Source organism: Burkholderia sp. MSMB1589WGS (assembly GCF_001636105.1).
Lineage (GTDB): Bacteria > Pseudomonadota > Gammaproteobacteria > Burkholderiales > Burkholderiaceae > Burkholderia > Burkholderia humptydooensis.
The window spans coordinates 618518-635636 of sequence record NZ_LNJT01000006.1; the positions used below are offsets into that span (position 1 = coordinate 618518).

Here is a 17119-nt window from a genome sequence, read left to right on the forward strand (position 1 = left end):
CCCCGCCCGCGGGCCGGCCAGATCGTACTACAGACTCAACGCACCACTTGCGCGAGGTCGCCCGCCTTGTACTTCTCGGCGATCTTCTCGAGCGGCACCGGCTTGATCTTCGCCGCCTGGCCTTCGCAGCCGAACGCCAGATAGCGCGCGACGCAGATCTTCTTCGCCGCTTCGCGTGCGGGCTTCAGGTAGTCGCGCGGGTCGAACTTGCCCGGATTCTCGAACATGTAGCGGCGGATCGCGCCCGTGATCGCGAGACGCAGGTCGGTGTCGATGTTGACCTTGCGCACGCCATGCTTGATGCCTTCCTGGATTTCCTCGACGGGCACGCCGTAGGTTTCCTTCATGTCGCCGCCGAACTCGCGGATTTCCGCGAGCAGATCCTGCGGCACCGACGACGAGCCGTGCATCACGAGGTGCGTGTTCGGGATGCGCGCGTGGATTTCCTTGATCCGCTGGATCGACAGGATGTCGCCCGTCGGTTTCTTCGTGAACTTGTACGCGCCGTGCGACGTGCCGATCGCGATCGCGAGCGCGTCGCACTGCGTGAGCTTGACGAAGTCGGCGGCCTGCTCGGGGTCCGTCAGCAGTTGCTCGCGCGTCATCGTGCCTTCGGCGCCGTGGCCGTCTTCCTTGTCGCCCTTCATCGTCTCGAGCGAGCCGAGCACGCCGAGCTCGGCCTCGACCGTCACGCCGATCGAGTGCGCCATCTCGACGACCTTGCGGGACACGTCGACGTTGTACTCGTACGATGCGACCGTCTTGCCGTCGGCCTCGAGCGAGCCGTCCATCATCACGCTCGTGAAGCCGCTGCGAATTGCCGTCATGCACACGGCGGGCGACTGGCCGTGATCCTGGTGCATCACGACGGGAATGTGCGGGTACGACTCGACCGCCGCTTCGATCAGGTGGCGCAGGAACGCCTCGCCCGCGTACTTCCGGGCGCCCGCCGACGCCTGCATGATCACGGGCGCGCCGACTTCGTCGGCGGCCGCCATGATCGCCTGCACCTGCTCCAGGTTGTTCACGTTGAACGCGGGCAGGCCGTAGCCGTTCTCCGCTGCGTGATCCAGCAGTTGACGCATTGATACGAGAGGCATTGTGGTACTCCTTGAATGAAAACCTTGCGCCCTACGCGGCGCTTGACGGCCCGCCCCGGATGACAGGCGGGCGGACCGGCGCGGCCGAGCGTCGAATAGCCGCATTTTATCGCGAAGCGCCCCCGATTCAGGCCAAATGGCGGATTCGCTGGCAATTTGTTACGTCTTTCAGGCCGCCTTCAAGCGAAAAAGCCGCGGGGCGTCGGACCCCCGCGGCTTTTTCGTTCCCGCGCAAGCGGCATGCCCGGCAGGCGCTCGCGCTCGCCGGGCGTCCGTTCCGCTTCAGTAATGCTCGCCGACGCGCACGATCTTCAGCGTGTTCGTGCCGCCCGCCTGCCCCATCGGCTCGCCGACCGTCAGCACGACCATGTCGCCGTGCGCGACGTAGCCGCGCCGCACGATCAGCTCGAGCGCCTGCTGCAGCGCGGAATCGCGGTCGCTGTCGAAGTCGACGTGCAGCGGCGTCACGTTGCGAAAGAGCGCCATCGTGCGCTCGCTGCCGACCCGCGGCGTCAGCGCGAAGATCGGCACGTGCGTGTAGTGGCGCGACATCCAGAGCGCCGTCGCGCCCGATTCGGTCAGCGCGACGATCGCCTTCGCGCCCAGGTGATACGCGGTGAAGAGCGCGCCCATCGCGATCGACTGGTCGATCCGCGTGAACGTGCGGTCGAGGAAGTCCTTGTCGAGCTCGACGTGCTCGGATTTCTCCGCCTCGACGCAGATGGCCGCCATCGCCTCGATCGTCACGGCCGGGTACTTGCCCGTCGCCGTCTCGGCGGACAGCATCACCGCGTCGGTGCCGTCAAGCACCGCGTTCGCGACGTCCGACACCTCCGCGCGCGTCGGCACGGGCGCGTGGATCATCGATTCCATCATCTGCGTCGCGGTGATCACGAGCTTGTTCGACTCGCGCGCCATCCGGATCATCCGCTTCTGCAGCGCGGGCACGGCCGCGTTGCCGACCTCGACGGCCAGGTCGCCGCGCGCGACCATGATCCCGTCCGACGCGTCGAGAATCTCCTGCAGCGCCGGAATCGCCTCCGCGCGCTCGATCTTCGCGATCATCTTCGGCTTGATGCCGTAAGGCGCGCCCGCGATGTTCGCGAGCTGGCGCGCCATCTCCATGTCGGTCGCGTTCTTCGGGAACGACACGGCGACGAGATCCGCGCCGAGCGACATCGCGGTACGGATGTCCTCCATGTCCTTCGCGGTCAGCGCGGGCGCCGACAGCCCGCCGCCCTGCCGGTTGATCCCCTTGTTGTTCGACAGATCGCCGCCCACCTTGACGGTCGTGTGAATCTCGTCGCCGAGCACGCGATCGACCTTCAGCACGATCAGGCCGTCGTTGAGCAGCAGCACGTCGCCCGGCTTCAGGTCGCGCGGCAGATCCTTGTAGTCGAGGCCGACCCGCTCGTCGTTGCCGAGCTCGCACGTCGCATCGAGAACGAACGGCTGGCCGGGAGCGAGCGTCGTCTTGCCCGCCTCGAACTTGCCGACGCGGATCTTCGGCCCCTGCAGGTCCGCCATGATCGCGATTTCCCGGCCGACCCGGCGCGCGGCCTCGCGGACCATCTCGGCGCGCTCGCGGTGATCGTCGGCCGAGCCGTGCGAGAAATTGAGCCGCACGACGTCGAGACCCGCGTGCATCATCTGCAACAGGACCTCCGGCGAGCTGGATGCCGGGCCGATCGTGGCGACTATCTTGGTGGCGCGGTGCATGAATCTCCTCGTCTGACTGAGTGAAAGCGCTGGATGTACCGCCGCGAGAGCCGAAGCCGCGCGGCCCAGCCGCCGCCGCTTCGGAACGCGCGCCGGTGCGTGCGCCCGGCGTCGCTTTGTCCGCGGGCGCCGGCGTGGACGGCCGGCGCCGCATCGTCGATTCGGGTCCGGCGCGCCCGCCCCGGGCGCGCCGCCGGCAGCCCGACGAGAGCCGCCGGCCCGACGGGGCGCGCAACGCGCGTGCCCGCCGGCGTCACGCGGGCGGCTGCCGCCCGCGCTGCGCGCTTACGCGCGCGTTTCCAGCACTTCGACGGCGGGCAGCTTCTTGCCCTCGAGGAATTCGAGGAACGCGCCGCCGCCCGTCGAGATGTAGCTGACCTTGTCGTGGATCCCGTACTTCGCGATCGCGGCGAGCGTGTCGCCGCCGCCCGCGATCGAGAACGCGGCCGAGTTCGCGATCGCGTCGGCAAGCGTCTTCGTGCCGTTGCCGAACTGGTCGAACTCGAACACGCCGACGGGGCCGTTCCAGACGATCGTGCCCGCCTTCTCGAGCTGGCCGGCGAGCGCCTTCGCGGTGTCCGGCCCGATGTCGAGGATCATGTCGTCGGCTTCGATGTCGGCGACCTTCTTCACGGTGGCGGCGGCCGTCGGCGAGAACTCTTTCGCGACGACGACGTCGGTCGGGATCGGCACGGACGCGCCGCGCTTCCTCGCCTCGTCGATGATCGCCTTCGCCTCGCCGGCGAGATCGGCTTCCGCGAGCGACTTGCCGATCGCAAGGCCCGCCGCGAGCATGAACGTGTTCGCGATGCCGCCGCCGACGATCAGTTGATCGACCTTCTCCGCGAGCGACTTCAGGATCGTCAGCTTCGTCGACACCTTCGAGCCCGCGACGATCGCCACCAGCGGACGCTTCGGGTTGCCGAGCGCCTTGCCGAGCGCGTCGAGCTCGGCGGCGAGCAGCGGGCCCGCGCACGCGACGGGGGCGTACTTCGCGATGCCGTGCGTGGTCGCCTCTGCGCGGTGCGCGGTGCCGAACGCGTCGTTCACGTAGACGTCGCAGAGCTTCGCCATCTTCTGCGCGAGTTCGTCCGAATTCTTCTTCTCGCCCTTGTTCACGCGGCAGTTCTCGAGCAGCACGACCTGGCCCGGCGCGACTTCGACGCCGTTCTCGACCCAGTTCGCGACGAGCGGCACGTCGCGGCCGAGCAGCTCGGCCAGCCGCTTCGCGACGGGCGCGAGCGAATCCTCGGGCTTGAACTCGCCTTCCGTCGGGCGGCCGAGGTGCGACGTGACCATCACGGCCGCGCCCGCGTCGAGCGCCGCCTCGATCGCGGGCACCGACGCGCGCACGCGCGTGTCTTCGGTGATGTTGCCGTGATCGTCCTGCGGCACGTTCAGATCGGCGCGGATGAACACACGTTTGCCGGAGAGCTTGCCTTCGGCGATCAGGTCAGTAAGACGCTTTACTTGGCTCATGGGACTGATGAAGGTTGATGAAGGAAGGCGGTTCGACGCGCGCGGCGCTGCCGCGCCGGGCGCCTTGCGCGGCCCGCCGGCTTTGCGCGGCAGGGCCCGCGCGGCGCGCGCGAAAAAATTCCGGAAGGGGTCATTCTAGCCGATCCGCCCGGCGCGCTGCCCCGCCGCGCGGCGAAATCCTGCTGAATTCCCGCCGAATTCCTGTTATTTCGCAGCATTGCGCGCCGTTGCGGCGCGCATGCCGCGGCAGCCCGCCCGGCATGCCGGGCGACCGTGCCGGAACCGGTCAGGACAGGACCCGCAGCGCGGTGAACACGAGCATCCCGACGACGATCGTGCCGAGCATGCTCCGCCGCCACAGGAACCACGCGAGGCCCGCCGCCGCCGCGTAGAAATCGTGGTTCGACAGCGCGAACGAGATGCCTTCGGGCGTCTCCAGCACGTCGGGCAGCACGACCGCGACGAGCGCCGCAGCGGGCGCGTAGCGCAGCGAGCGCTGCACGCGCTCGGGCAGCACCGTGCGCTCGCCGCCGGCGAGAAAGAGCGCGCGCGTGATCGCGGTGACGAGCGTCATCCCGGCGATCGCGAGCCAGACTTGCCAGTCGCTCATTCGGCGTCCTCCGTGCGCGCCGCCCGGATGCGCCGCCAGTCGGCGCGCTCGACGAACCAGTCGGCGACGCTGCCCGCCGCAAGCGCCGCGACCACCGCGAGCGGCAGCGCGAGCCGGTACGGCAGCTCGAACGCGACGAGCGACACGCCCCCCGCCACCGCGACGGCCGTGAGCGTCGAGCGGTTCGCGATCGCCGACACCATGATCGGAATCAGCGCGAGCGTGCCGGCGAGCGCGAGCCCCCAACTGTCGGGAAACGCGCTCGCGAGCGCGATGCCGACGAGCGACGACGCCTGCCATGCAAGCCAGCTCGTGAGCGCCATCCCCCAGAAGTACGCCTCCTTGCCGGGCACGTGGCCCGCCGCGAAGCCCTGCTTCTGGAACAGCAGGTAGATCACGTCGCCGTTGAAATAGCCGATCGCGAGCCGCCGCCACAGCGGCAGATACGAGAAATGGGGTGCGAGCCCCGCGCTGAAGATCACGAAGCGCATGTTGACCATCGCGGCCGTCAGGAGAATCGTCCAGACCGGCAGCTTCGCGGCGAAGAGCGGCAGCACCGCGAGCTGCGACGAGCCCGCGTAGACGAGGATCGACATGCCGAGCGCCTGCCCCGTCGTCAGCACCGACTTGCTCATCGCGATGCCGGTGACGAGGCCCCACGACAGGATCGCCATCAGCGTCGGGGAAAAGTCGCGGAAGCCCTGGGCGAGGGCGAAACGGTCGGTGGCGGAGAGGCGAGCGAGCATCGAGGAGGCGCCGCGAAGGCGAAAAGCCGGACCGCTCGCGCGCATCGCGCGCCGCCGCCCGTTATTTTTCACGCAGATTGCGCGTCGATTATAGCGCCGGACTCTGCCGTACCGACCGTTGCGCGTACAAAAACGCTAAAATGAGCCCCTTTGCGACGCGGCGCGGTTTCGAGCCGCCGCGCGCCCTTTCTGCGCATCCCCGCATCCACCAGGAGAAGACCTATGTCAATGGCCGATCGCGACGGCAAGATTTGGATGGACGGCAAGCTGATCGAATGGCGCGACGCCAAGATCCACGTGCTGACCCACACGCTGCATTACGGCATGGGCGTCTTCGAGGGCGTGCGCGCGTACAAGACGGCCGACGGCAGCACGGCGATCTTCCGCCTGAAGGAGCACACGAAGCGCCTGCTGAACTCGGCGAAGATCTTCCAGATGGACGTGCCGTTCGACCAGGAAACGCTCGAGGCCGCGCAGCGCGACGTCGTGCGCGAGAACAAGCTCGAGTCGTGCTACCTGCGCCCGATCATCTGGATCGGCTCGGAGAAGCTCGGCGTGTCGGCCAAGGGCAACACGATCCACGTCGCGATCGCCGCGTGGCCGTGGGGCGCGTACCTCGGCGAGGAGGGCCTCGCGAAGGGCATCCGCGTGAAGACCTCGTCGTTCACGCGCCATCACGTGAACGTATCGATGGTGCGCGCGAAGGCGTCCGGCTGGTACGTGAACTCGATCCTCGCGAACCAGGAAGCGACGGCCGACGGCTACGACGAGGCGCTCCTGCTCGACGTCGACGGCTACGTGTCCGAAGGCTCCGGCGAGAACTTCTTCCTCGTGAACCGCGGCAAGCTCTACACGCCGGATCTCGCGTCGTGCCTCGACGGCATCACGCGCGACACGGTCATCACGCTCGCGAAGGAAGCCGGCATCGAAGTGATCGAGAAGCGCATCACGCGCGACGAGGTCTATACGGCCGACGAAGCGTTCTTCACCGGCACCGCGGCCGAAGTCACGCCGATCCGCGAGCTCGACAACCGCACGATCGGCAGCGGCGCGCGCGGCCCGATCACCGAAAAGCTGCAAAGCGCGTTCTTCGACGTCGTCAACGGCAAGAGCGCGAAGCACGCGGACTGGCTCACGAAGATCTGAGCCCGAATGCGGCGCGCGGCGCAACGCCGGCGCGCGCCGCTCGCCATCGCTATAACGAGAAAGCCCCATGAGTGAAATCAAGGAAATGCCGCTCATCGAACTGACGGCCAAGGATCTGCCCGCTTACTGCCCGAATCCCGCGATGCCGCGCTGGAGCGCGCACCCGCGCGTGTTCATCGACGTCTCGCACGGCGAGGCGCGCTGCCCGTACTGCGGCACGCGCTACAAGCTGCGCGACGGCGAAGTGCTGCGCGGCCACCATTGAGCGCGCGGCGGCTTCGCCGCCCGACGCGGCGCGCACCGGCCGTCCGGCGCGCGCCGCCGCCCCTCCCCCGCAACCCGAGCGCGGCGCACGAGCGTCGCGCTTCATTACGACATCGGAAATCGACCTGATGCGTCGCGCGTTGGTAATCGCACCGAACTGGATCGGTGACGCATTGATGGCGCAGCCGCTTTTCGCGCTGCTGAAGAAACTGCATCCCCGCATCGTCATCGACGCCGTGGCGCCCACGTGGGTCGCGCCCGTGCTGGAGCGGATGCCCGAGATCCACGATGTCCACGCGACCGAGCTCGCGCACGGCAAGCTGCAGATGCTGCACCGCTGGCAGCTCGCGAGCGATCTGCGCGAGCTCGGCTACGACGCCGCGTACGTGCTGCCGAACTCGCTGAAATCCGCGCTGATCCCGTGGCTCGCCGGCATCCCGCTTCGGGTCGGCTACACGGGCGAGCATCGCTACATGCTCCTGAACGTGCGGCACGCGAATCCGGGCAAGGCGCGCGACACGCGCGCGCCGATGGCCCAACATTACGCGGCGCTTGCGTACGCGCCCGGCGCGAAGCTGCCCGAATCGCTCCAGACGCTGCCGCCGCCGCGGCTCGAAGCGGACCTGAACGAGACGGCGCGCGTCTCCGCGCGCTTCAACCTCGACACGCGCAAGCCGCTCGTCGTGTTCTGCCCGGGCGCCGAGTACGGCCCGGCGAAGCGCTGGCCACCCGAGCATTTCGCCGCGCTCGCGCAGAGCGTGAGCCAGTCCTTTCCGTATACGCAGATCGTCGCGCTCGGCTCGCCGAAGGACGCAGCGGCCGCGCAGGCGATCGCCGAGCGCGCGCCGAACGTGCGCAGCCTCTGCGGCCAGACCTCGCTCACCGAGGCGTGCGCGCTGATCGCGCGCGCGAACGCGGTCGTCACCAACGATTCCGGGCTGATGCACGTCGCGGCGGCGCTGCGCCGACCGCTCGTCGCGCTCTACGGCTCGACCGATCCGCGTCATACCCCGCCGCTGTCGGAGCTGGCAAAGGTACAATGGCTGCATCTCGAATGCAGTCCCTGCTTCGAACGCGAATGCCCGCTCGGCCATCTGAAATGCCTGCGCGAGCTGAGCCCGGAGCAGGTGTTCGGCGATTTGCGCGGGATGCTCGTCGGACAGCGCTGACGTCCGCGGCCGCGAGGCCGCCCGTCGCGCGCCCGCGCACCCGCACCCGACTCACCGCTTGAGCGGGCGGCCCCGTCGACGACGAGGCCGCCTCGATGAAACGGCGCGCGCCGCGCGCGAGAGATAGACCCGATGCCACGTTTTGCCCGCCTCTTCGAAGCCGCCGCCGATACGCTGAACGCGTACTACCAGGCAATCGCCGACGCCAACCTCGACGCGCTGATGGTCCTCTGGATCGACGAGGACTTCGCCAGTTGCATCTGGTCGGACGGCACGCACCTGCACGGCCTCGAGCAGATCCGAAGCGGGTTCGGCGCGCGGCTGTCGACACAGCCCGTCACGATCGAGCCGCTCGACATCCGCGTCTACGACAGCCTCGGCACCGTCGTCTACACGGTCGCGGAAGCGCACCAGCAGGCCGATCTCACGGCCGAGCCGCAGATGGTGTTCACGACCTACGTGATGATCCACGAGCGCGGCGAATGGCGGATCGCCCACATCCACGCGAGCCCGATCCCCGAGCAGACGGCGACGCAGTTCGCCGCGAAGATCCGCCACGCGCAGGGGCCGCTCCACTGAGCAACGGGCGTTCGCAGCGATGAGCACCGCACTCCCCCCGCTTCCCGCTGCCGACGAGACCGCCCCCCCGGCAGCCTCGTCCCTCTACCGCGCGCCGCTCTGGCTGCCGACGAGCCACGCGCAGACGATCGTCCCCGCCCTCTTCGCGCGCCGGCCCGACGTCGAATACCGGCGCGAGCGCTGGGACACGCCCGACGGCGACTTCATCGACGTCGACTGGCTCGCGCCGGCGGCGGGCGCGGCGCCCGAGCCGGGCGCGCCGCTCGCCGTGCTGTTCCACGGCCTCGAAGGCAGCTCCGATTCGCATTACGCGCGCGTGCTGATGGCGGCCGCCCGCGCGCGCGGCTGGCACGGCGTCGTCCCGCACTTCCGTAGTTGCAGCGGCGAGATGAACCGGATGCCGCGCTTCTATCACCTCGCCGACAGCGCCGAAGTCGACTGGATCCTGCGGCGGCTCGCGAAAAGCCATCGCGGGCCGCTCGTCGCGGTCGGCGTGTCGCTCGGCGGCAACGTGCTGCTGCGCTGGCTCGGCGAACGGCGCAGCGATACGTCGATCGTCGCGGCGGCCTCGGCGGTGTCGACGCCGATCGACGTCCACGCGGGCGGCCGCGCGCTGTCGCAAGGCTTCTCGATGGTCTACACGCGCAGCTTCCTGAAGACGCTCAAGCTGAAGGCGCTCGTGAAGCTCGAACAGTATCCGGGGCTCTTCGACAGGCACGCGATGCTCGCCGCGCGCACGATGCACGACTTCGACGATATCGTCACTGCGCCGCTGCACGGCTTCGTCGACGCGAACGATTACTGGACGCAGGCGACCACGCGCCCGCTCCTCGCGGCGATCGACGTGCCGACGCTGATCCTCAACGCGCGCAACGATCCGTTCCTGCCGGCGTCGGCGCTGCCCGGCCCGCGCGACGTGTCGCGCGCGGTCGTGCTTGACCAGCCCGAGCACGGCGGCCACGCGGGCTTCATGACGGGCCCGTTCCCTGGGCGCATCGACTGGCTGCCCGCGCGCATCTTCGAATTCTGCTCACGCTTCACCGATCATGGATGACATCGTCAAACAGGCGCTCGCCAAGTGGCCGAACGTTCCGCACTGCACCGGATGGCTGCTGCTCGACCGGCGCGGCGGCTGGCGGATGCGCGACGACGCCGCGCAGGCGGCGGGCGCGCTCGGCTCGCCCGTGCGGCACCCGGCGCTCGTCGACTTCATCGCCCGCAATTACGAGCGCGACGAAGATGGCCAGTGGTTCTTCCAGAACGGGCCGCAGCGCGTGTACGTCGAACTGGCGTATACGCCGTGGATCGTCCGGCTCGCGGCCGATCGCGACGGCCGTCACGATCATGACGATCCGGCGCGCGTCGCGCTGACCGACCACACCGGCCGCGCGTTCGAGCCGGCGAGCGCCTGGCTCGACGACGCGGGCGGCGTGCTGTTTGCCGACCGCGCAACGCCGCCGCGCGTCGCCGCGCTGCACGATCACGATCTGGCGCTCTTCGCCGATTGCGCCGACCTCGATGACGACGGCGCGCACGGCGTGCTGCATCTCGGCGGCGGCGTCGATCTGCCGCTCGAGCCGATCCGGCGCGACGACGTTGCGCAGCGGTTCGGGTTCGTCGCAAGCCCGGCCGCGCGCGCGGGAGGGCGGGCGGCGGGCTGACGCGGCGCGCGGTGGCGGACGGCGGGTGAACCGCGCGCCGTGCTTTGCGTCGGCGCTTCGTCTGCTTCGTCTGCTTCGTCTGCTTCGTCTGCTTCGTCTGCTTCGTCTGCTTCGGCCGATGCGTCTGGCGCTTCGGCTTCTTCCGATTCCTCGGACTCTTCCGCGCCGCGCGCTTCGCCCGGCTTTCGTCCAGAGATTCGCCAGCCGGCAACGTGACTGACCGCGCCCGCCCGCAATCGCTGGCGCCCGTTGCCCGTTGCCCGCGGCAATCGCTGCGCCGCGCCGCGCGTCACCCGCGCCGGTTATCCTTGTCCTCTTCCCGCTCTTCCTTGTAGCGCGCCTCGAACTCGTGCAGCCGCGCGCTGATGATCGACTGCTCGTAGAAGCTGGCCGACTTGAGGTCGCGCGCCTCGCGCAACTGCCGGATCGCCGACGGCCACGCGCCTTCGAGCGCGAACTTCTCCGCGAGCGCGCGGCGCTGCGTGACCGCGTCGCCCTGGCCGAGGCTCGCCTGCGCGAGATAGTTCCACCAGTCGGGCTGGCCGGAATCGGCGCGCGCTTCGGATTGCGCGAGCGTCTGCGCCTGCCCGTAGCGCCGCGCGGCGAGGAGCGCCTGCAGATGCGCGGCGATTGCCGCGTGCGAGCCCGGCCAGCGCGCTTGCGCGGCGGCGGCGAGCCGCACCGCGTCGTCCGCGCGGCCGGCGCGACGCGCGATCTCCGCCGCGAGCACGTCGAGGCTCGGCGAAGTGCGCGCCGCCTCGCCCTCGCGCGCGGCCGTGCGCATGAGGGCGTCGCGCGCCGCGGCGAGCGCGCGGTCCGCGTCGCCGTAGCGGCCGCCCAGCATCTCGCCGAGTGCGATCCCGTACCAGTTCGCCGCGACGTTCGGCGCGACCCTGTCGTCGAGCTCCGCGCGCATCCGCCGCACCTCGTTCGCGTAATCGGTCGGCGAGCGGTTCTGCAGCATCCGCAGGCGCGCGCGCACGAAGCCGTATTCCGACGACTGTCGCGGCTGCCGGTACGGCGCGCGCCGCGCGCGATCGTCCATGTCGGCGATCCGCTCGCCCGTCAGCGGGTGCGTGCGCGCATACGCGGGCACGCCCGCGTCGCCCATCGACGCGCGCTCGAGCCGCTCGAAGAAGCCCCGCATGCCATACGGATCGTAGCCAGCGCCCGCGAGCAGTTGAAAGCCGACGCGATCCGCCTCGCGCTCGGCCGAGCGCGAGAACCGAAGCTGGCTGTCGACCGCGAACGCCTGGCCGCCCATCGCGATCGCGCTGCCAAGATCGCCGCTGCGCGCGAGAATGCCGGCGAGCACGCCGAACAGCATCGTCGCGAGCGCCGCGTAGCCGCTCTTCTCGCTTGCGCTGATCATCCGCGCGATGTGCCGCTGCAGCACGTGCCCCATCTCGTGGCCGATCACCGACGCGAGCTCGGACTCCGTCTGCGTCGCCGCGACGAGCCCGCTGTTGATTCCGATGAAGCCGCCCGGCAGCGAGAACGCGTTGATCTGCGGATCGCGCATCGCGAACAGATCGAAATCGGGCATGTAGCCGCCGATGAACTGCGCGGCGGCCGCCGCCGAAAGCTTCGTCGCGACCGAATTCAGGTAGTCGCGCACGAGCCAGTCGTCGAGGTAGTCGGGGTCGCGGCGCACCTCGCGCATCACGCGCTCGCCGAGACGGCGCTCCGCCTGCGGCGTCAGAGAGCCGCCCGAGCCGTCGCCGAGATCCGGCAGTTGCAGCGAGCGAAGCGGCGCGCGCAAACTGGGCGTGCCCGACGCCGGATCGGCGAGCCGGCTGTCCGTGCCGCCATACGTGCCGAACACGCCGGCCGCGATGCCGGACGGCATGGTGGACAGCGCGTCTCGCGTGAGCAGCGCGGCGTCCGCAGCGCCGGTGGAGCGCGCGGGCTCGAGCGGCGGCGCATCGCCGCGCGACTGCGCGTGGCCGCCGGGCGGCAGGGCGAGCGCCGCGGACAACAAAACGGCAAACGACGATTTGACGCGCATGGACAAGGATCTGGGCGGCCGTGGCGTAATGGCTCGATGGGGCTGCGTCATTGTAACGGCGCGCCGGCCTCCGCTCGCGCGACGCCGAAGCGCGCCGGACGGGCAGGCGAGCCGCGCTGCTATGATAGACGCCCTCTAACGGAGCACGACATGTCTGGATCAGGATTCACCCACTTCGACGCCGCCGGCCATGCGCACATGGTCGACGTCGGCGGCAAGCAGGAAACGAAGCGCATCGCGGTGGCGCGCGGCGCGATCCGGATGCTGCCCGACACGCTCGCGCTGATCCGCGAGGGGCGCGCGAAGAAAGGCGACGTGCTCGGCGTCGCGCGAATCGCGGCGATCCAGGGCGCAAAGCGCACCGCCGATCTGATTCCGCTCTGCCATCCGCTCGCGCTCACGCGCGTCGCGGTCGATTTCGAATTCGACGACGCGCTGCCCGGCGTGCGTTGCAGCGCGCAGGTCGAGACGCTCGGGCGCACGGGCGTCGAAATGGAAGCGCTGACCGCGGTGCAGGTCGGGCTGCTGACCGTCTACGACATGTGCAAGGCGGTGGATCGCGGAATGACGATCACCGACGTGAGCGTGCGGGAAAAGCGCGGCGGGAAGTCGGGGGACTGGAAGGCGGACGAAGCCGGCGCGTGATGCGGCCGGTCGGCCGCTGATCACGCGCGCCTGGCCTGGTCCAGGCGCACGCGTCGCTCGCGACGTTCAGCGCGCTCGAAGCTTCGAACGACGGTTGCGCCAAGCCGGGACAGCGCCGGATGTCGTTCGCCCGTCACCGCCTGCGTCGGCGCGCTCAATGCGCTCCGACATGCGTCACCGCGACGCCCTCGCCTGCGGCTCGAACACGAACGGCCGCGTCAGCGTGAACGGATACGGCTCGCCGCCGCGCGCGGGCGTCTGCGAGCATGCGATCTTCGACATCGCGTCGACCGCCGCACGGTCCGCCGCGGCGTTCCGGCTGCTCGTCGTCACCGTGACGTTCTCCGTGTTGCCCGACGCCGTGATCATCGCGCGCACGAGTACGGTCGCCCGGCGCTCGAGCGGCTTCGCATTCTCCGGATATGCCGCGACGGGCATCGTGCATTCGAGCTTCGCCGCATCGCGCGGCGCGAACGCCGCACAGCCGGCGAACAGCGACGCGGCAAGGGGAAGCGCCAGGTACGTCGAGTAGGTCTTCATGTTCGTTGCGGTCCGTCTACAGCGTCCGTCGCGCGAATCGACAGCATGCGCGTCACGCGCCGCCGTGCGATTCCGCACCCCGTTACTCGTGGATGTTTCGTCCGCGCGGAGCGCCGGTGTCGGGCGCCGCGCGCGGTCCCAGGCGTTCGCCGCGTTCTGCCGACAGCGCTTACAACAGCGACTTCGCTTGCGACAACACCTTGTCGCACACCTGCTTCGTCAACTGCTGCTTGAAGCTTTGCCCGCCGGCCAGATCGAGCGTACGGCCGTTGCCGGCATCGAGAATCCCGTTCGCGCCGCTCGCATATGCGCTGTCCGACGTGACGCCGCCGCCCAGCTTGCTCATCAGCGCATCCTTGACCGACGATGCGCCGCCGTCGCCGAGATAGTTGTTCTTGATGCAGAACTGCAGCAGGCCCGCGACGTTACCGGTGCTGCCGGGCGTCAGCAGCGCGCCGGCCGACGCCGCGCCGCCGGCGCCGCCGAGATTGCCGAGCGCGCCGGCGATACCGCCCGCGCCGTTGCCGGCGTCGGCGCCTTGCTTGAGAAAATCGCCGAGTTGCGCATGCGCGGTCGAAAACGACAGGATGCTGGCAACCAGGATGCCTGCTGCGGCAATACGATGAGTACGCGTTTTCATGGGCTTTCTCTCAGGGCAGGAAATCGGTCCGGTCGATGGATACCGCGCCCAAGCATACCCGAACGACATCGCGCGCATCCGCTCGCGGCGGCTGGCGAGGCGCGAATGCGGCGAGATTTAACACTGGTTAACGTCATCTGCCATGAGGCGGCGGCGAGGCGGGATGCTCGCGGCGATTTCCAGCCGTGGTCTTGCTGCGATTGCTCGCGTCGGTCGTCCGTAGCGGCAAGGCCGTGCCGCCGCATGCGGCGGTTTCTCGATCGAGCGACGCGTTTCGAGCCGGCCGGCGATCAATCGTCGCTGTCGTCCTCCTCGTCGTCGGCCGACAGGTTCGAGGCAGGCGTTCCGTACTTCACGACGAGCGCCGCCTTGAAGGGTTTCAGCGACGGCTGGTCGTCGAGCAGCTTGTACAGCGCGGCGAGCTGCACCGGCCAGTCGTGCAGTTCTTCCGCGAACACGCGCAATCGCTCGACCGTATCGAGCGCGTCGGCCTCGCGGCCGTCGAGCGCCTGCAACACCGCATAGCGGCGCAGCACCGTCTCGCCCGGCAGCAGCGCGATCGCGCGTTCGTGCGCGGCCAGCTTCGCCTGCAAATTGTCGCGCGAGATCGCGAGCAGCGTCGCCGCACCGTAATCGCCCCAAGCACCGAACAGGAACGACGGCTGCTCGCGGTACTGCTCGGCCGGATTCGTGCCGTAATACAGCACTTCGGCGCGCTGGTAGTCGCGCAGCACCGGGTACAGCGACGCGAGCCCCGCCACCGACAGCACCGCGAACAGCGCGAACGCCGCACGGCCCCGCAACACGCGCAGCGGCTTCGTCTCGAGCAGACCGATCACGAACATCACGGGCAGCAGGAAAAACGTGTACTGCTGCGGATACTCGACGAGCGCGTGCATCAGCACAATGCCGACGAGCGCGAAGCCAAATACGCGGCTCTCGGTATGCGGCACGCGCAGCGCGCGCACGAACCACGCAACGAGCGCGACGAGCAGCACGCCGAGGCCGAGCAGGCCGGATTTCGCAAGAAGATCGATGAAGATGTCGTGCGAGTTGTTCGCGATCTCGACGCCGCCCAGCCTGCGCACGAGCTCGAACTGGTGAATCGGGAATTCGCCCCAGCCGACGCCGAGCAGCGGATGCTCGCGGAACATCGTGAGGCCGTACTTCCAGAGCGCGAGGCGCGGCGCGATCTGGCCGGCGTCGCGCATGCGATCGGCGGCGGATTCCGCGAGACCGAGATGGTAGTGGACATTCGCCCAGCGCACCGCGACGTTGACCGCGACGAACAGCGCGCCCAGCACGACGGGAATCGCCCATGCACGCGCGCGGCTCGCGGCCGGATCGCGCCGCGCCTGCGTGAACGCCATCCAGAAGCCGGCGACGACCATCACGCCGACCTGCAGCCACGGCCCGCGCGACACGGTGAGCGCAAGCCCGGCGGACAGGAGCGCCGACAGCGCCGCCCACGCAAGCGCCGGCATCCGCCGCGTCTGCACGAGATAGAGCGCGCCCGCGAGCGCGAACGCGATATAGGTCGCGAGGTGATTGGCCTGCGCCATGTTGCCGTACGGACGGCGGTCGACGGTCACGCCGTACGACACGACGAACGGCGAGAACGCCGTCTCCAGATGGAACAGTTGCACGAACTGGCAGGCGACTGCGACGATGCCGCCGACGATCGTCGCCCCCGCGATCATCCGCGCGGCCATGTCGACCATGTTCGCGCGCGCGAGTGCATAACCGGCCTGCATCGCGCCGAGCGCGCCCAGCAGGTAGCCCATCGCGAGCCAGTTCATCGAAGGCTGGCGCAGCGGCAGCAGCGCGATCTGCGCAAGCAATACCGCGCCGAATCCGAGCGGCGCGACGAGCGCCATCGGCGCGGCGAACGACTGCTCGGCGCGCTCGGCTTTCACGAGCAGCACGACGCTCGCGCCGAGCACCCAATACAAGGCGAACGCGGCAAACTCGGAATAGAAGGTCGGAATCGGGTACGTGTGGTTCGTGACCGCATACGGCAGGATCAGGGCGACGGCGAGCGCGATCAGCGATAAAGAACGCAGAAAAGAAGAAGGCATGAGCGAACCGGGTATCAGCAACCGGCGCACTATACAAAAAAAACCTCCCGCTGTGCGGGCGCGGACGCCCGACACGCACGGACATCATGCGACGCACCATCGCGGTGCGCGGCCGTCGCCGGACGGCCGCCAGTTCGCGCAAGGCCCGTGCCCGGCGATCGCGCCACTGCGCCGCCGCCCCTTCACGCGCGGCAATCGGGCGGCGCGAGCTTGCCGGCCAGCGTCGGCGCGTCGGTCGGCATCGGTCCGGCGCCCGGCGCAGGCAGCGACGACGACGCCTTGCCGTCCGCAAAGCACTCCCACGTGATCGCCCCCGCCTGAACGACGCCCTTCGACAACGCGACACGCGCCGTCGGCACGTCCGGCTGATCCGGCGACGACGGCACGAGCACGAGCGTATTCGCGCCCGCCGCCGCGACGCGCGTCGTGAAGGCGACGACGATCTGTCCGGAGTCGTCGTCGATCCGGATCGATTCGACGTTGCGCGTGGCGGGCGGCGACACATAGCCGCCCGAGAATCCATTGCCGCTCGCCGCATTCTCGGCGACAGCGAGCCGCGCGGATGCGGCGAGCGCGAGCCCCTCGCCGACCCGGCTGCGCGCGAGGTAATCCTGATACGCGGGGATCGCGTACGCGGCGACGACGCCGACGATCGCGAGCACGATCATCAATTCGATCAGCGTGAAGCCGCGGCCGCGCATCGCGCGCATCGACGCTCGCCGCGCGCGGCGCAGA

At 69.4% G+C, this 17119-nt stretch carries 18 protein-coding genes; 7 read left to right on the plus strand and 11 right to left on the minus strand.

The features are described 5' to 3' along the window. Window positions 1–35: 35 nt before the first annotated feature. The 6 genes from fba to WT16_RS05195 form a co-directional block, all read right to left on the minus strand. Window positions 36–1100 carry a class II fructose-bisphosphate aldolase gene (gene fba / locus WT16_RS05175; RefSeq protein WP_063532834.1) on the minus strand — a complete coding sequence of 355 codons (1065 nt, stop codon included), beginning with the start codon at window positions 1098–1100 and terminating at the stop codon, window positions 36–38. 282 nt (window positions 1101–1382) lie between these two features. Further along, window positions 1383–2819: a pyruvate kinase gene (gene pyk / locus WT16_RS05180; protein ID WP_009911366.1), complete on the minus strand. Its 1437-nt coding sequence runs from the start codon at window positions 2817–2819 to the stop codon at window positions 1383–1385. Continuing rightward, complete coding sequence (locus WT16_RS35530; protein ID WP_082874704.1) at window positions 2798–3076, minus strand: hypothetical protein; 279 nt, start codon at window positions 3074–3076, stop codon at window positions 2798–2800. The genes pyk and WT16_RS35530 overlap by 22 nt, the downstream gene beginning before the upstream one ends. Window positions 3077–3104: 28 nt before the next feature. After that, window positions 3105–4298, minus strand: a complete 1194-nt coding sequence (locus tag WT16_RS05185) for a phosphoglycerate kinase (protein ID WP_063532835.1) — start codon at window positions 4296–4298, stop codon at window positions 3105–3107. 286 nt (window positions 4299–4584) lie between these two features. Then, window positions 4585–4908, minus strand: coding sequence for an AzlD domain-containing protein (locus tag WT16_RS05190; protein WP_063532836.1), 324 nt, complete (start codon window positions 4906–4908; stop codon window positions 4585–4587). Then, window positions 4905–5654, minus strand: a complete 750-nt coding sequence (locus tag WT16_RS05195) for an AzlC family ABC transporter permease (protein WP_006024701.1) — start codon at window positions 5652–5654, stop codon at window positions 4905–4907. The genes WT16_RS05190 and WT16_RS05195 overlap by 4 nt, the downstream gene beginning before the upstream one ends. Before the next feature lie 222 nt (window positions 5655–5876). Between WT16_RS05195 and WT16_RS05200 the strand changes: the two genes are divergently transcribed. From WT16_RS05200 to WT16_RS05225, 6 genes are all read left to right on the plus strand, one after another. After that, window positions 5877–6800, plus strand: a complete 924-nt coding sequence (locus tag WT16_RS05200) for a branched-chain amino acid transaminase (RefSeq protein ID WP_009911362.1) — start codon at window positions 5877–5879, stop codon at window positions 6798–6800. 67 nt (window positions 6801–6867) lie between these two features. Further along, window positions 6868–7065 (plus strand): zinc-finger domain-containing protein, encoded by a 198-nt coding sequence (locus tag WT16_RS05205; protein ID WP_004197553.1) that lies wholly within the window; start codon window positions 6868–6870, stop codon window positions 7063–7065. 127 nt (window positions 7066–7192) lie between these two features. Next, window positions 7193–8233: a lipopolysaccharide heptosyltransferase II gene (gene waaF, locus WT16_RS05210; protein WP_006024699.1), complete on the plus strand. Its 1041-nt coding sequence runs from the start codon at window positions 7193–7195 to the stop codon at window positions 8231–8233. 132 nt (window positions 8234–8365) lie between these two features. After that, on the plus strand, window positions 8366–8812 hold the full coding sequence (locus WT16_RS05215) for a nuclear transport factor 2 family protein (protein WP_006024698.1): 447 nt from the start codon (window positions 8366–8368) through the stop codon (window positions 8810–8812). A gap of 19 nt (window positions 8813–8831) precedes the next feature. Continuing rightward, window positions 8832–9866, plus strand: coding sequence for a hydrolase (locus WT16_RS05220; protein ID WP_006024697.1), 1035 nt, complete (start codon window positions 8832–8834; stop codon window positions 9864–9866). Beyond that, the gene (locus WT16_RS05225) at window positions 9859–10473 is read left to right on the plus strand and encodes a DUF2946 family protein (RefSeq protein ID WP_006024696.1); all 615 of its coding nucleotides are present in this window, start codon (window positions 9859–9861) and stop codon (window positions 10471–10473) included. The genes WT16_RS05220 and WT16_RS05225 overlap by 8 nt, the downstream gene beginning before the upstream one ends. 289 nt (window positions 10474–10762) lie before the next feature. On the opposite strand, the gene WT16_RS05230 is transcribed toward WT16_RS05225, so the two are convergent. Further along, window positions 10763–12481 carry a M48 family metalloprotease gene (locus WT16_RS05230; protein WP_063532837.1) on the minus strand — a complete coding sequence of 573 codons (1719 nt, stop codon included), beginning with the start codon at window positions 12479–12481 and terminating at the stop codon, window positions 10763–10765. Between the two features lie 150 nt (window positions 12482–12631). On the opposite strand from WT16_RS05230, the gene moaC reads away from it, so the two are divergent. After that, a complete protein-coding gene (gene moaC, locus WT16_RS05235) occupies window positions 12632–13126 on the plus strand; it encodes a cyclic pyranopterin monophosphate synthase MoaC (RefSeq protein ID WP_009911355.1) in 495 nt (164 codons plus the stop codon). 174 nt (window positions 13127–13300) lie between these two features. Here moaC and WT16_RS05240 read toward each other — a convergent pair whose 3' ends face one another. From WT16_RS05240 to pilA, 4 genes are all read right to left on the minus strand, one after another. Next, window positions 13301–13666, minus strand: a complete 366-nt coding sequence (locus tag WT16_RS05240; RefSeq protein WP_059931261.1) for a TonB family protein — start codon at window positions 13664–13666, stop codon at window positions 13301–13303. Between the two features lie 169 nt (window positions 13667–13835). After that, window positions 13836–14306 (minus strand): DUF2501 domain-containing protein, encoded by a 471-nt coding sequence (locus tag WT16_RS05245; protein WP_015601045.1) that lies wholly within the window; start codon window positions 14304–14306, stop codon window positions 13836–13838. A gap of 290 nt (window positions 14307–14596) precedes the next feature. Beyond that, on the minus strand, window positions 14597–16384 hold the full coding sequence (locus WT16_RS05250) for a Wzy polymerase domain-containing protein (protein ID WP_063532838.1): 1788 nt from the start codon (window positions 16382–16384) through the stop codon (window positions 14597–14599). Window positions 16385–16566: 182 nt separating this feature from the next. Next, on the minus strand, window positions 16567–17085 hold the full coding sequence (gene pilA, locus WT16_RS05255; protein ID WP_061083893.1) for a type IV pilus assembly protein PilA: 519 nt from the start codon (window positions 17083–17085) through the stop codon (window positions 16567–16569). Window positions 17086–17119: the final 34 nt, after the last annotated feature.